Origin of the sequence: Imperialibacter sp., from assembly GCF_040222815.1 — a bacterium.
GTDB lineage: Bacteria > Bacteroidota > Bacteroidia > Cytophagales > Cyclobacteriaceae > Imperialibacter.
Window position 1 is genome coordinate 49,519 of record NZ_JAVKCH010000048.1, and the last position, 12,232, is coordinate 61,750.

At 48.3% G+C, this 12,232-nt stretch carries 14 protein-coding genes; 4 read left to right on the forward strand and 10 right to left on the reverse strand.

Annotation, left to right across the window (positions count from 1 at the left end):
- Position 1: 1 nt before the first annotated feature.
- Positions 2-859: a phytanoyl-CoA dioxygenase family protein gene (locus RIF36_RS23170; RefSeq protein ID WP_350072062.1), complete on the reverse strand. Its 858-nt coding sequence runs from the start codon at positions 857-859 to the stop codon at positions 2-4.
- A 223-nt stretch (positions 860-1,082) separates the two neighbouring features.
- Between RIF36_RS23170 and RIF36_RS23175 the strand changes: the two genes are divergently transcribed.
- Genes RIF36_RS23175 through RIF36_RS23185 form a run of 3 tightly spaced genes read left to right on the forward strand, consistent with a single transcriptional unit; the run spans position 1,083 to position 4,040 of the window.
- On the forward strand, positions 1,083-2,396 hold the full coding sequence (locus RIF36_RS23175) for a gluconate:H+ symporter (protein ID WP_350120408.1): 1,314 nt from the start codon (positions 1,083-1,085) through the stop codon (positions 2,394-2,396).
- Between the two features lie 58 nt (positions 2,397-2,454).
- The gene (locus RIF36_RS23180) at positions 2,455-2,916 is read left to right on the forward strand and encodes a RidA family protein (RefSeq protein ID WP_350072064.1); all 462 of its coding nucleotides are present in this window, start codon (positions 2,455-2,457) and stop codon (positions 2,914-2,916) included.
- An 11-nt stretch (positions 2,917-2,927) separates the two neighbouring features.
- Positions 2,928-4,040 carry a D-TA family PLP-dependent enzyme gene (locus RIF36_RS23185; RefSeq protein WP_350072065.1) on the forward strand — a complete coding sequence of 371 codons (1,113 nt, stop codon included), beginning with the start codon at positions 2,928-2,930 and terminating at the stop codon, positions 4,038-4,040.
- 88 nt (positions 4,041-4,128) lie between these two features.
- Here the strand turns inward: RIF36_RS23185 and RIF36_RS23190 are convergent, their stop codons facing one another.
- The 5 genes from RIF36_RS23190 to RIF36_RS23210 form a co-directional block, all read right to left on the reverse strand.
- Positions 4,129-5,103, reverse strand: coding sequence for a glycosyl hydrolase (locus RIF36_RS23190; RefSeq protein WP_350072066.1), 975 nt, complete (start codon positions 5,101-5,103; stop codon positions 4,129-4,131).
- A gap of 148 nt (positions 5,104-5,251) precedes the next feature.
- Positions 5,252-5,971 (reverse strand): rhamnogalacturonan acetylesterase, encoded by a 720-nt coding sequence (locus tag RIF36_RS23195; protein WP_350072067.1) that lies wholly within the window; start codon positions 5,969-5,971, stop codon positions 5,252-5,254.
- Between the two features lie 12 nt (positions 5,972-5,983).
- Complete coding sequence (locus tag RIF36_RS23200; protein ID WP_350120405.1) at positions 5,984-6,412, reverse strand: putative toxin-antitoxin system toxin component, PIN family; 429 nt, start codon at positions 6,410-6,412, stop codon at positions 5,984-5,986.
- Entirely contained in the window at positions 6,409-6,612 is a 204-nt protein-coding gene (locus RIF36_RS23205; RefSeq protein ID WP_350120402.1) for a hypothetical protein, read from the reverse strand. The genes RIF36_RS23200 and RIF36_RS23205 overlap by 4 nt, the downstream gene beginning before the upstream one ends.
- Positions 6,613-6,715: 103 nt before the next feature.
- The gene (locus RIF36_RS23210) at positions 6,716-7,942 is read right to left on the reverse strand and encodes a DUF711 family protein (protein ID WP_350120399.1); all 1,227 of its coding nucleotides are present in this window, start codon (positions 7,940-7,942) and stop codon (positions 6,716-6,718) included.
- Between the two features lie 177 nt (positions 7,943-8,119).
- Here RIF36_RS23210 and RIF36_RS23215 point away from each other — a divergent pair, with 177 nt between their 5' ends.
- Positions 8,120-8,773, forward strand: a complete 654-nt coding sequence (locus RIF36_RS23215) for a ferredoxin reductase domain-containing protein (protein WP_350120396.1) — start codon at positions 8,120-8,122, stop codon at positions 8,771-8,773.
- A gap of 24 nt (positions 8,774-8,797) precedes the next feature.
- Here RIF36_RS23215 and ablB read toward each other — a convergent pair whose 3' ends face one another.
- The 4 genes from ablB to RIF36_RS23235 are packed head-to-tail and all read right to left on the reverse strand — an operon-like array spanning position 8,798 to position 12,232.
- Positions 8,798-9,634, reverse strand: coding sequence for a putative beta-lysine N-acetyltransferase (gene ablB / locus RIF36_RS23220; RefSeq protein ID WP_350120393.1), 837 nt, complete (start codon positions 9,632-9,634; stop codon positions 8,798-8,800).
- A gap of 3 nt (positions 9,635-9,637) precedes the next feature.
- The gene (locus RIF36_RS23225) at positions 9,638-10,912 is read right to left on the reverse strand and encodes a peptidase (RefSeq protein ID WP_350120390.1); all 1,275 of its coding nucleotides are present in this window, start codon (positions 10,910-10,912) and stop codon (positions 9,638-9,640) included.
- On the reverse strand, positions 10,905-11,555 hold the full coding sequence (locus RIF36_RS23230; protein WP_350120388.1) for a 3-oxoacid CoA-transferase subunit B: 651 nt from the start codon (positions 11,553-11,555) through the stop codon (positions 10,905-10,907). The genes RIF36_RS23225 and RIF36_RS23230 overlap by 8 nt, the downstream gene beginning before the upstream one ends.
- A complete protein-coding gene (locus tag RIF36_RS23235; RefSeq protein ID WP_350072073.1) occupies positions 11,534-12,232 on the reverse strand; it encodes a CoA transferase subunit A in 699 nt (232 codons plus the stop codon). The genes RIF36_RS23230 and RIF36_RS23235 overlap by 22 nt, the downstream gene beginning before the upstream one ends.

Sequence of the window (12,232 nt, forward strand, 5' to 3'; positions counted from 1 at the left end):
TCTACTTCGTGACGACCTCTTTTTCCCAGCCCGTTTCTTTCAGTGCCGGGTCTTTTTCTTTCTTCAGAAAATCGGCCTGGGTGGTGGCTCCGACGGCTGCGGCCTTCATCAATGCATTATCGTCTACCATCGAAATTGGCTCACGCCACCCCAGAGAATCGTCGTTGTAAGCTGGGTTAGAAAGGGAGTTGTAGCAAGAAATAAGTGACCAGCGGGGGCTGTCAGATGTGTTGGCCTCCGACCGATGTAAGAGATTAGGATGGAAGAAGAGGGCGTCGCCAGGTTGTAGCTCCACATACATATGCTCCAGTGTCGCCAAAGCGTGATCCACCATCACCATGTCTGCTCCCACCTGCTCGCCTGTGAAGCCGTGGTTGACCCTGCCGAGTTTGTGCGATCCTTTAATGATCTGAAGACACCCGTTGGCTTTGTTGGCTTCGGTGAGGGCGATCATTACACTGGTGAGCTGTTCCGGATATAGAAACTGGTTTTTGTACCAATAACCATAGTCCTGATGCCATTCCCAGGCACCACCAACCTTAGGCTCTTTTTGCATCAGCTTAGAATGGAAGTGACAAACGGGGGAACGGCTATCAAGAAGTTTCTCAACGGACTTCACCATTCGCTCGCTTCGCACCAGCAAACTGTAGATGTCATCGCCGGGTTTGAACCAAAGTGTGAGCCTGGTTTTTTTACCCGTTTGGTCGTTCAGGTCAACGGCATTCTCTTTCATTACCTGGTCACCGGTGGCCACCTTGTAAAGCTTGTCTATTTCGGGGTTACTAAAGAGTTTTTTGACGATAACGAAACCATCCTGTTGATAGGAATGGACTTCTTTGTCTGACAAGACATGTGTCATGAGGTATAAATTTTGGGTGTTCAGTAGTAGCCAATTTACAAACAAAATGATGGATTGGAGTGCCGGTCAGATAAATTCTGTCACAGGAATTTTCGTTTGGCCAGGTGAATACATTAATGGTCATAGTGTGCAGGTTCTGTGTATTCCCTGGATAATATTTGTTGGCACCAGCGAGTAATTCTGCTATCTTCCAATTTCAATTATAACTCACCTACTTTTAACCATGTCGATATTCATCATCCTGCTTTGCATCCTCGTGCTGGTTCTGCTCATCACCTGGGGCAAGGTCAATCCATTTCTGGCCTTTCTTGTAGTTTCCATTGGCACCGGTTTGGCACTGGGCATCCCCCTTGAAAATGTGGCGGGTTCTGTGCAAAAGGGTATTGGTGGGCTTCTTGGGGATCTTGTTATCGTGATAGGTCTCGGCGCCATGCTGGGCAAACTTGTAGCAGAAAGCGGTGCTGCGCAAAAAATCAGCCAGGTGCTGATGAACTCCTTTGGAGAAAAAAACATACAGTGGGCATTGATGGCTACCGGCTTTGTGGTGGGTATTCCACTGTTTTATAATGTGGGCTTCGTGCTTCTCGTACCTCTTATTTTTTCAGTGACTTACCAGTACAAGCTGCCCGCTGTTTACATCGGAATTCCCATGCTTGCAGCGTTATCTGTGACTCACGGATTTTTGCCACCACACCCGTCACCCGCTGCGCTGGTTGGTCAGCTCAATGCAGATATGGGCCTAACTCTTTTGTATGGCTTCATTGTGGCAGTGCCAACCATCATTGTCGCCGGGCCAATTTTTGCCCGCACATTGAAGGGAATTGATTCCAAGCCATTGGCTACTTTTCAGGCCAAGCCAATGCCTGACGATCAGCTTCCAAGTGGGTTCACCAGCTTTTTTTCTGCGCTACTGCCGGTAGTTTTGCTGGCAAGTGCGGCACTTCTGAATAGGTTTGGTGACTTTTCAGGAGGTACTGCCAAAGTGGTTTCTTTCTTTTCTGACGCCACCATTGTGATGATTATTTCGCTGGCTGTTGCTACCTACTCCATTGGACTTGCTTACAAAAAGAAAATGAGTGAGGTAATGGGCTACTACACAGAAGCTATTAAAGACGTTGCCCCTATTCTTTTGATTGTGGGTGGAGCAGGTGCTTTAAAACAAGTATTTAGCGACAGCGGAGTGAGTGTTGAGATAGGGGCGTTGCTACAAAATATGGACATTCACCCTCTGATACTGGGTTGGATGATTGCCGCTTTTATCAGAGTATGCATTGGCTCGGCTACGGTGGCTGGATTAACCTCTGCCGGTATTCTAGCTCCAATTATGCCACAGCTCGGCGTGGATCCTAACCTCATGGTGCTGGCGGTGGGCGCTGGCAGCCTGATGTTTTCACACGTCAACGACTCTGGCTTCTGGATGTACAAAGAATACTTCAATGTGAGCATCAAAGACACCATTCTTTCCTGGTCGCTGATGGAAACGGTGGTTTCGGTGGTGGGTATGGCTGTGGTGTTACTGATCGACTTGTTTATATGATTATCATTCAGTGTACAACTGAGAATTTTGAAACTAACAATTGAAAATTGGATATCGAATGACTGCTGACGAAAGATTTGCCCAGCTAGGCCTTGAATTACCACCGCCGCCCGCTCCAAAGGGAGTGTATAAGCCCTACTTGATTGATGGCCGACACCTCTATGTATCTGGTCACGGCCCGGTAAAAACAGACGGCACCCTGATCTTTGGCAAGGTAGGAGGTGAGCTGGATATTGAGGAGGGGAAGCTGGCCGCCCAGCAGGTTGGTTTGACGATCCTTTCGACAATTAAAACCAACCTTGGTAGCTTAGACAAAGTAAAACGAGTGATTAAAGTACTGGGCATGATCAATGGAGTGCCAGCATTTGACAAACATCCTTATGTAATCAATGGGTGTAGCGAGTTGTTTGCCGAGGTGTGGGGGGAGGAAAATGGCATTGGAGTGAGGAGTGCAGTAGGCATGGGTATGCTGCCTGAGAACATCCCGGTGGAAATTGAGGCACTTTTTGAATTGAAATAACTGAAGGAGCTATGAGTAGTGAATGGTATACAATTGACAACATAGATGAGCTTGATTCGCCAGCCATGGTGGTGTACCCTGAACGGGTGCGTGAGAACATCAAAGGGGTGAAGGGAATGATTGATGATGTGGACAGGCTGCGGCCCCATGTGAAGACCAACAAGGCAAAGGAAGTGTGTAAGATGCTGATGGATGAGGGCATCAAGAAGTTCAAATGCGCCACCATTGCTGAGGCAGAAATGCTGGGGATGATCAGGGCGCAGGACGTGGTGCTGGCCTACCAGCCAACCGGACCCAAGCTGGCCAGGTTTATGCAGTTGATCAGGAAGTATCCAACCACCACCTATTCCTGCCTTTATGATAATGCGCAGTCAGCGCAGGACATATCTATCGCCTTTGCCAATCAGGGACTCCGCATCAACGCCTACATGGACGTGAACAATGGCAACGACAGATCGGGTATCATACCAGGCCCGGAAGCTGTCGCTCTTTACGAAAAAGTAGCCACGATGAAGGGCATCGTGCCAGTGGGGTTTCATGTATATGACGGTCAGCATCGGCAAGTTGATATTGCGGAAAGAACCAAAGCTTGCAACGCAGCTTTTGAGGCGGTGGAGAAACTTAAGACAGATATTCAACAGCTCGGTTTTCCTGAGCCTGTCATCCTGGCTGGTGGCTCACCAACATTCCCTGTTCATGCGCAGCGAAAGGATGTAATATGCTGCCCCGGCACTTTTGTTTATTGGGACAAGGGCTATAGCGATATTTGCTCAGAGCAGCCTTTTGTGCCAGCTGTCCTCGTCGTTTCCCGGGTGATTTCCCTGCCCACAAAAACCAGGATATGTACAGACCTTGGGCACAAGTCCATTGCCTCTGAGAACATTCTAACCAACCGGGTTCACTTTCTCAATGCGCCTGACCTGAAACCTGTGAGCCAGAGCGAGGAGCATCTTGTGCTGGAAGCGGGAGAAGGACATGGTTACAAGGTGGGCGATGTATTGTACGGGCTGCCTTTTCATATTTGCCCAACCGTAGCACTTTATGAAAGAGTTAATACAGTGCAAAAAGGGAGAGTGAACGGCGAGTGGAAGGTGATAGCCAGAGATAGAAAGATTGAGGTGTGATGTTGGAGTCGCCAGGATTCCGTTAACCATGCGCAAGGATACCCTGAAATGGTTATGCTTCTGGCAAAAGCGAAGCTGCAACCTCTAACTATTTTAATGTCACAATTTTCGGAGAGTTCATCAGTTCAGCTCCGTGCAAATTTCCAGTGACGTTGTAGAAGCCGGTGTCGCTCCAAAAGACAAACCCTGCCAGCTCAGGGAAGGTGTTTTCGAGCTTGTTTAGCACATCCAGGCAATCTCTCGGAGCATCTTTCTCGCCTCTGATGCCTAGTTCTGCCCACCAAATTACTTTATCGTGATTTTTTTTCTTCTCAACTGCCCAGTCGTACTCGGTAAACACTAAGCCGGTTCCATAGGCTGATTTTCCAATGACATCTACATAGGCATCGCCTGGGTAGTAGTCAATCAGGGCACCTTGCCTCTGTGTGGTATGGTAAGCCCAAATGATGTTTTTCAGCTTTTTGGTATTTGCGAAGTAGTCGTGAACCAGTTGGTATAGCTTAATAGCATGTTCAGCCCCTTCTTTGGCATGCCACTTGTTCTTATCGTCGCTTTCCACGAAAGGCGTGTAGACAACCGGTATTTTCTGGTTTTCCAGCCACTGGAGGTTGGCTGCCATGCGATCCATTTGTTTGTAAAAATTTGATTTAGTCGGATTGTCGCCGTCGGCGAAAATAGGGTCGATGTCAAGTGGGTCGTTCCATTTGCCCCCGGCGGGGTTGGCATACCAGCTATAAATTCCCACAATCATTCCTCTGTCCCACATTTTCCTGGCTGCGTTGTTCCATTCTTCGTCGGTAAATGGATTGTCGTCAAAGTCGTAGGTGATGCAGCCGTACCGTGGTATTTTTCCCGTGTGGTCGTACACCTTTTTGATCCAGTTGCTTTCATCGTCCATGTCAGGATTTTCATTGTGAATCCAGGTGCCGACTTGTCCGAACAGGTAGGTGCCGTTGCCAAGTCCTTTCATGTATTTGATTACTTTTTTTGTCGGTCTGGCATTGGCCTGAAAGGTAATGGCAAGAATAAAAAGTATGGAAACGGGCAGCTTTAATGACTTCATGGGGTTGGAATTTTAGTAACGGTCTTATGTTGCTGACTTCATCAAAAACAAGATATAAAAATGCGCAAAGTTTGCCGAGCTTCTTTCCTCCAATGGAGTGCACACATTCAAGGGCGACTCAGTTTGCATCTATGGTGCTTGGTGGCTACTACTTAAAGATGGAGGCAATCGGTAACCTCTGCGCTTTAGCTTCTTCCACAAACAGCCCCGCCACAATACCGGCTCCTGCCACATTCAGGTGAGTAGAGTCCTGCTTGGTGTCGGTGAAGAGAAAAATGTCTTTCGACTTTTCCGGCCCCAGGTCTGACACCAATTGGCGGGTAAGCGCTTCCATGTTCACATACGGTGTCTTAGTTTCCCGGGCGATCTGCTCTGTAGCAGTTATGTAGTCGCCATGGGTATCTTTCAGGTTACCTTCTGCATCAAAATGGCGTCTGACAATGGACGAGCAAACTATGGGAATGGCCCCTTTTTTCCTCGCTTCATCAATGAATTTTTGAATATTCTGCTTAAAGCTACCAAACGGCTCTGTATGGCGGGTGGTGTCTGTTTTTTCGTCGTTGTGGCCGAACTGTATGATGACGTAATCTCCTTTTTGCAGGCTATCGAACACCGATTGCCAGCGGCCCTCGTTGATGAAACTTAGGCTGCTTCTGCCGTTGACGGCATGGTTGTGGACTTTGGTTTTCTTAGTGACAAAATCAGCCAGCCCCTCCCCCCAGCCCAGTTCAGGATAGGCTTTGACAGACTTTGGTGCCATGGTGGAGTCGCCTATCAGCCAGATGTTTACGTCGTTTCTATAAACAAATGAAGTTATCACAAGCATAACAAAAGAGAGACTCAGAAGCAGAATTGCCTTTTTCATCATGGTTGGTTGACTTTAGGATTTGATCAGACCTTCCAATAGGTTGGTGCTGAGTATTTCTATACCACTAATTTCACGTTGGAGCTTTTTGTCGCCTGTCCATAAGGCGCACTTAAGCTCGAGAGCAAGCGCTACAAATGTAATGTCATCGCTATCAACTGTAGCCGTAAGCTGGTCAGCGGTTATCCAGTTTTGACTTGAAATCTGTTCCTCTTCAACAAAATGGATTCTGTGAGTAACAAGATGTGTTAGTTCGAGGATTTCATTTGTACTAAGTTTCAATGCCTTTTTAAGCTTTTGCCGATGCTCAACCAATTCAGACAATAGGTAGGTAGGGGCATACAATATTAAACCAGAGTCAGGCATTGTAAGGAGATTGGCGATTCTGCTATTTGTATTCAGTATGGCGCTAAAAACAATATTGGTATCGACAACCAGATTCATTTGATGAACCTATCTCTGTTCTTTAACCACCAGGATTTGTTGATGTTGGAAGCTAGCTGGTCAACTTCTTCCTGAGTGACAGTACTCTTCGACGTTAGCTCACCATACCTGATTAGATCCAGCACGCTTTGAAGCTTTTCAGAATCGAGACCTATGGGTATCCGAACAACAATTTCTTTGTCTGATCTATCTACTTGCATACATTAAATGTAATGAATATTACTTATTTCATCTAACGCCTAAACTTCAGGACAAGTTTGGTTACAACGGCACCAAAGTAGAACTGACAAACGGGGTCCACTACTACTCCACCCTCATCACCTTCGCCGCTGTCAGATAGGGATTGTCGAAGGTCACTTTGTCGCCAACTTTTTTGCCGGGGATAAGGAACAACCTGGCTGACAGGGCTTTGTTGGTGTATTTGAGGGAAAGAGAAGCCACATCGGTAAAGATGTGTTCAACAGTAGCCTGCGAAGTGGTGCCTGCCAGTGGGATCACATCCAGCCCGGTGCCAGAAACAGAAGAGAATAACAAAAGCTCCTGAACGGTGTACCGATTTTCGTTGGCTCGTTGTGCCAATACTTTGTCTTCAATGACGGGCAACATGAGGCCGGAGTAGCCGCAGGTTTTAAGGTCGAGGTTCTTGATGACATCTGTGATCAGGGAGCAGGCACTCAGGGTTGACGGCCCGCCGAAGGGTTGTTTGGTCAGGGTTTCGATAGCCGTGCCAATGCTGGCATCTAGTCCGGGAGCAGGAGAGGTGTCGATGCCGTCGTATTGCCAGCCGTAGGTGAAAGATATTTTTGTAGCGAGGGCCTGCACGGGTAGGAACTGTTTTTCCAACTCGGCTTTTAGGGCTTCTCTCGCATTGACCATGGTCGATTTCGAGAATACTTCTGTCAAAAGGTTGGGGTACTCAAGCCCGACGGCGAAACTATTAACACCAGAATGGAAGGCTGCTGGAAAAAACGGAATCCCGGCGGGGCAATTGGCTGAAGCAGTAAATCGGAAGTTACCTTCGCCGCCTTTGCCCACTTTAGCGACGGCCACCACTATTTCGGCGGCGGCTTTGATGCCGTTGCGATGGATGCCCAGGGCTGTGGAAGACACGGGCAGACTGAAATTGATAAGTTCTGTTTGGCCAATGAGTTTGGCGGCCCAGCTTGCGACTTCTGCACTATATTCGTTGGGCGGAAGCACCGCTCCGATGGCAAAAGATACATCATCTCTCTGTGCGATTTCATCAAATTTCTTCAGGTAGGGCAGGGCCTCGTTCAGTGTTTTTTCGCCGAGGTACTCATACAGGTTCTGCGTAGCAATTCGGATGGTTTGCACCTCGTAGCCAGCATTGGTGTAGTCGGTTCGGGCCTGCTTGAGGAATTCGACCGCTTTAATCACGGAGGTGGTATCTGAGAGGCTTTCTACGGTAATGCCCGCTGTGATGGTTCTGACTCTGAAGAGGTGGGGATGCTGGCCGTAGGATACCAGTGCCAGGAAAGCAAAGCCAATAGAAAGGAGTAAGCGAAACATGGGATAGGTTTTGGTGGAGTTAAAGTTAACAAAGAAATGGATAGCCAAGGCGAATTTGGGATGCGATCCACACTCACTCTATCAGTGTTGTTTGAAACAATTTGGCTGGGAGCCGTTGTTAATAAGTAGGTAAAGAAAATTCATCGCCTTAATTATTCAATGTAAACCAGCAAACACATGCAATACAACGAAAAAGTTAAAACCATCAATTGGCTAGCTCATAATGTCATTCAGCTTGAAGTAACCAAACCAGAAGGCTTTAAATTTAGCGTGGGGGATGCTGTGGAGATTAAGGTAGCTGGGCAAGATCCGGGGCCTTTTACTATGACGAACTTGCCAAACGGTGACAAGCTTGAGTTCGTTATTCGTATTTATCCCGAACATCATAAGAAAACAGAAGCCATCAGTAAGCTGAAGGTGGGTGAAGAAATTGGCTTCACCGAACCGTTCAATACCTTCCAGCCTCAGAAAAGAGCTATTTTTCTTGCAGGAGGCACAGGCATTACGCCGTTCATTGCTATAATGAGACAAATGCAAAAGGAGGGCACGCTGGCTGATTGTCACTTATTTTTTTCCAACAAAACCAGAAAAGACCTCTTTTTGGAAGAGGAACTGACCGCCATGATGGGTGATCGCTTTCAAAATATCATCGCTGAAGAAAAGGATGACCCGGACTTCTACGGAAACATCGACGAAGCCTGGCTCAAGGCCCACATCGACGACCTGTCGAGGCCTGTACTGGTGTGTGGCCCTCCGGCTTTCAATAAGGCCATGGAAAAAGCCCTAAAAAGTATTGGAGTGAAGGAGGGGCTGATTGATTTGGGGAGTTAGTAAGCACGACAAGTGAGCAGCCGCTTATGTGCTGAATTTCGGCTGCACCGCCTTGTGCCACACATTCATGTCTTCCAAGCCCGAGAAAATATAACAATTGTTGATCAGCGTGCCCCCGTAGCAATATCCCAATTGATAAAAGGCCTTGTTCATGGCATACGATTCCGCCCTGGCAATAGTGTACAGGCACTGGATGTTGTCAACAGCCAAAACCTCTTCCAATTTTGACAAGAGCTTTTTTATGTGTCCTTTTCCCTGGGCTTCCGGTAAGGTGCCGCAGTCGGTCAGCTCGGCATTGCCATACTGTGCATTTATTTCAGCGGAAGCGGCACTTACGATTTTGTTTTGCTCCCGAATGACCACATACTTTGTGCCATCCTGCATGGTTTTCAGTATGTAGGCCGACTCATTGACGGGCGTTGGGTACACGTGAAAAATAGCGGCATACAGTTGCGCCAGTCCATCTGCATCTTCCACGGTAGCCACGGAAACGATTTGCGTATCAGTTTTTCTGGCAATAGCAGGCTGGCTCAGTATACTTTCAATTATTTGCTGCTCCTGGTAATGCCCGGGATTGCTACCTCTGGTTGGCTTTTGATACTTCGCCAGAAAATGCATATCTACTCCCTGGAAATACCCTTTTATCAGGGCCTCCTTTGAATAGCCATTTGATAGAAAAACCGGCAGTTCCTCTTCCCGTGCTTTGACGATGATTTTTTCTACCCAACTATATTCAGACCGGGCAATGAGTGTAAGCACTTCCTGAGCGTCGCCGGAATAGTCGTCGATCCTGATTCTTTTGTTGAAAGAATCGGAATACAAAGTGATGCTGGCTGAGCCATTTTTGATGATTGAATTCATGGACTAACCTTTTGGTTCCACTCCACACCAGGAAGTAAGGGTAAGTGCAAAGAGCTTGGCCGCCTGAATCACTTCTTTTATTTCTATATACTCGTTGGGGTAGTGAGCCATTTTGGTTTCACCTGGCCCGATTACCAGCGAAGGTATATTGCCCACCTTCCCCAACAGCCCGGCATCCGTGCCCCAGGGTGAGGCTTCTATTTTTAGCTTTCGCTTATAGATCGTCTCAAAGTTCTTTTTCATTAGTTCCGCAAATTGATGATCAGTCTCCACCGCATTGGGCACCCACTGTGCCCCAAAAAACTCCACCTTCACCGGATGGTTCTTCAGCCAGTCGTCAGTAGCGCAAAGGTTGGCCAGGTGGTCAATCAGTTCTTTTTTCACCTCCTGCATGTTCTCGTGCGGCCCCACACCCATGCGGCCTTCCATTGTTACCAGGTCGGGTACCGACGACGGCCATGAACCGCCTTTGATCGACCCCACATTGATGGGCAGGGGAATAGGAATATGGCTGTACAAAGGGTCGTCAATGGAGGCATTGCGCTTTTTCTCGAGGGCCAGAATCCCATGGTGGACTTTGATGGCCTGCTCAATGGCCGACACGCCCTCGTAGCGTGTGCCTCCATGGGCAGAACGTCCTTCTACCGTGACCCTAAACCACATAGAGCCCTGCTGTTTGATGAACAGCTTCATGTTGGTGGGCTCTGGAATGATAGCGGCATCCGCAGTATAGCCACGAAGTACAGCGGCCAGCGTGCCCACTCCCCCCGACTCTTCCTCTATCACCGAATGGAAGATTACGTCGCCTTTCAGTTTTGTGCCGCTTTTGATCACAGCCTCAATGGCCAGTAGCAGCGCCACGTTGCCTCCCTTCATGTCGGTGGTGCCACGGCCATACATTTTGCCATTCTCGATCTTACCTGAAAATGGATCGTCTGTCCATTTACTCCTGTCTCCTTCCGGCACCACGTCAATATGGCCATTGTAGATGATCGATTTGCCGCCACCTTGTCCTTTCAGCACACCCACCACATTGGGGCTGCCCACATAGGTGTCACGGGAAGCCACGAAGTAGGTGCTTTTGGCAAGTTCGTCATAAACAGGATCCCAAACGTCTACTTCAAGGCCTAGTTTGTTCAGCTTCTCGATCACGATTTTCTGCACGCCCTGCTCGTTGGTTTGCACGCTGGGCTGCTGAATTAATTGTTGCAGGTACGACATAGCTTCATCGGCATGGGCGTCAATATAGGTTTCGAGTTGCTGTTGAAGGTCAGTCATGGGCTTTGAAGTTGGTGGAGAAGGAAAAGTCAGCTTCGGTATTGTTTTTCACGTCGGCTAAAGTATAGCCTGGCATCAGCTCATCGATATGCAGCTGCTGATCGATGATGGAAAAAACGGCCATTTCGGTGATGATTTTCTTTACGCAACGATAGGTCGTAACCGGAAGTGAACACTCAGTCACAATCTTGGGTTTTCCGTCTTTGTCGCAATGGTTCATCACGGCAATGAGGTTTTTGGCACCATAGGCCAGCTCCATGGCACCACCAACGCCGGGCACTCTTTTGCCGGGCACAATCCAGTTGGCCAGGTCGCCCCGGGCGTTGACTTGGAGCGCTCCAAGGATAGACAGGTCGATGCAGCCTCTACGGATCATGCCAAATGCAATGGCGCTGTCGAAATAGCTTGCCCCTGGTAAAACCGTTACGGGCAGACCGGCAGCATTGCTCAGGTTTCCATCCGCATTTTCTTTGGGGGTAGGCCCCATGCCCAGGATACCGTTCTCTGCCTGAAAAAAGACTCGGATATCTTTGCCAAGAAAATCGGGCACCATGGAAGGAATTCCTATCCCAAGGTTGACAATCATGCCATCCTTTACTTCCAGCGCCGCTCTTTTGGCTATTATTTGTCTTTCGTCTCCCATACCCATTTCCAGTTATAGCCTTTTGACTGCACGATGTATTTCACGTAGATGCCCGGCACCACTATTTCCTCTGGGTCAAGCTCACCCATGGGCACAATTTCGTCAGCCTCCACAATGGTCACCTTGCTGGCCATAGCCACATAAGGATTGGTATTCCGGGCTGTTTTGTCGAAGATGAGGTTGCCAAATGTATCGGCTTTTTTAGCATACACGATGCCTACGTCACCGGTGATTGGAGCCTCGTAAATGTATTCTTTGGCGCCAATGGTCACTTTTGGTTTGTCGTATTCCAGCTGAGTGCCTTTGCTGAGTTCAGTTAAAAAACCATTCAGCCCTACACCGCCTGATCGTATCCGCTCCACCAAAATGCCCTGCGGCGAAAACTCTACCTGCAACTTGCCCTGGTTCATTAAATCGCCCGCCGTGGGGTTGGAACCAATGTGGGAAGCCAAAAGGTGAGTGGCCCGCTCCAGACAAACGAACTTGCCAATACCTATCCAGGGGAAACCGGCATCGTTGCCGATCAGCTTCACATCTTTCACTCCCGAGTCTATAAGGCAGTCAATCAAGCCGGGGGGCGTGCCAACACCACCAAATCCACCAAAGAGCAGGGTCATCCCATCAAAAAAAGCTGATTGTGCGGTGGTGTAGTCGGTTACTTTATTGAATAGGTGCAT

Bases quoted from the DNA above. Each gene is read 5' to 3' on its own strand.
- RIF36_RS23170 (WP_350072062.1), bottom strand. From the start codon at position 859: ATGACACATGTCTTGTCAGACAAAGAAGTCCATTCCTATCAACAGGAT.
- RIF36_RS23175 (WP_350120408.1), top strand. From the start codon at position 1,083: ATGTCGATATTCATCATCCTGCTTTGCATCCTCGTGCTGGTTCTGCTC.
- RIF36_RS23180 (WP_350072064.1), top strand. From the start codon at position 2,455: ATGACTGCTGACGAAAGATTTGCCCAGCTAGGCCTTGAATTACCACCG.
- RIF36_RS23185 (WP_350072065.1), top strand. From the start codon at position 2,928: ATGAGTAGTGAATGGTATACAATTGACAACATAGATGAGCTTGATTCG.
- RIF36_RS23190 (WP_350072066.1), bottom strand. From the start codon at position 5,103: ATGAAGTCATTAAAGCTGCCCGTTTCCATACTTTTTATTCTTGCCATT.
- RIF36_RS23195 (WP_350072067.1), bottom strand. From the start codon at position 5,971: ATGATGAAAAAGGCAATTCTGCTTCTGAGTCTCTCTTTTGTTATGCTT.
- RIF36_RS23200 (WP_350120405.1), bottom strand. From the start codon at position 6,412: ATGAATCTGGTTGTCGATACCAATATTGTTTTTAGCGCCATACTGAAT.
- RIF36_RS23205 (WP_350120402.1), bottom strand. From the start codon at position 6,612: ATGCAAGTAGATAGATCAGACAAAGAAATTGTTGTTCGGATACCCATA.
- RIF36_RS23210 (WP_350120399.1), bottom strand. From the start codon at position 7,942: ATGTTTCGCTTACTCCTTTCTATTGGCTTTGCTTTCCTGGCACTGGTA.
- RIF36_RS23215 (WP_350120396.1), top strand. From the start codon at position 8,120: ATGCAATACAACGAAAAAGTTAAAACCATCAATTGGCTAGCTCATAAT.
- ablB (WP_350120393.1), bottom strand. From the start codon at position 9,634: ATGAATTCAATCATCAAAAATGGCTCAGCCAGCATCACTTTGTATTCC.
- RIF36_RS23225 (WP_350120390.1), bottom strand. From the start codon at position 10,912: ATGACTGACCTTCAACAGCAACTCGAAACCTATATTGACGCCCATGCC.
- RIF36_RS23230 (WP_350120388.1), bottom strand. From the start codon at position 11,555: ATGGGAGACGAAAGACAAATAATAGCCAAAAGAGCGGCGCTGGAAGTA.
- RIF36_RS23235 (WP_350072073.1), bottom strand. From the start codon at position 12,232: ATGCACCTATTCAATAAAGTAACCGACTACACCACCGCACAATCAGCT.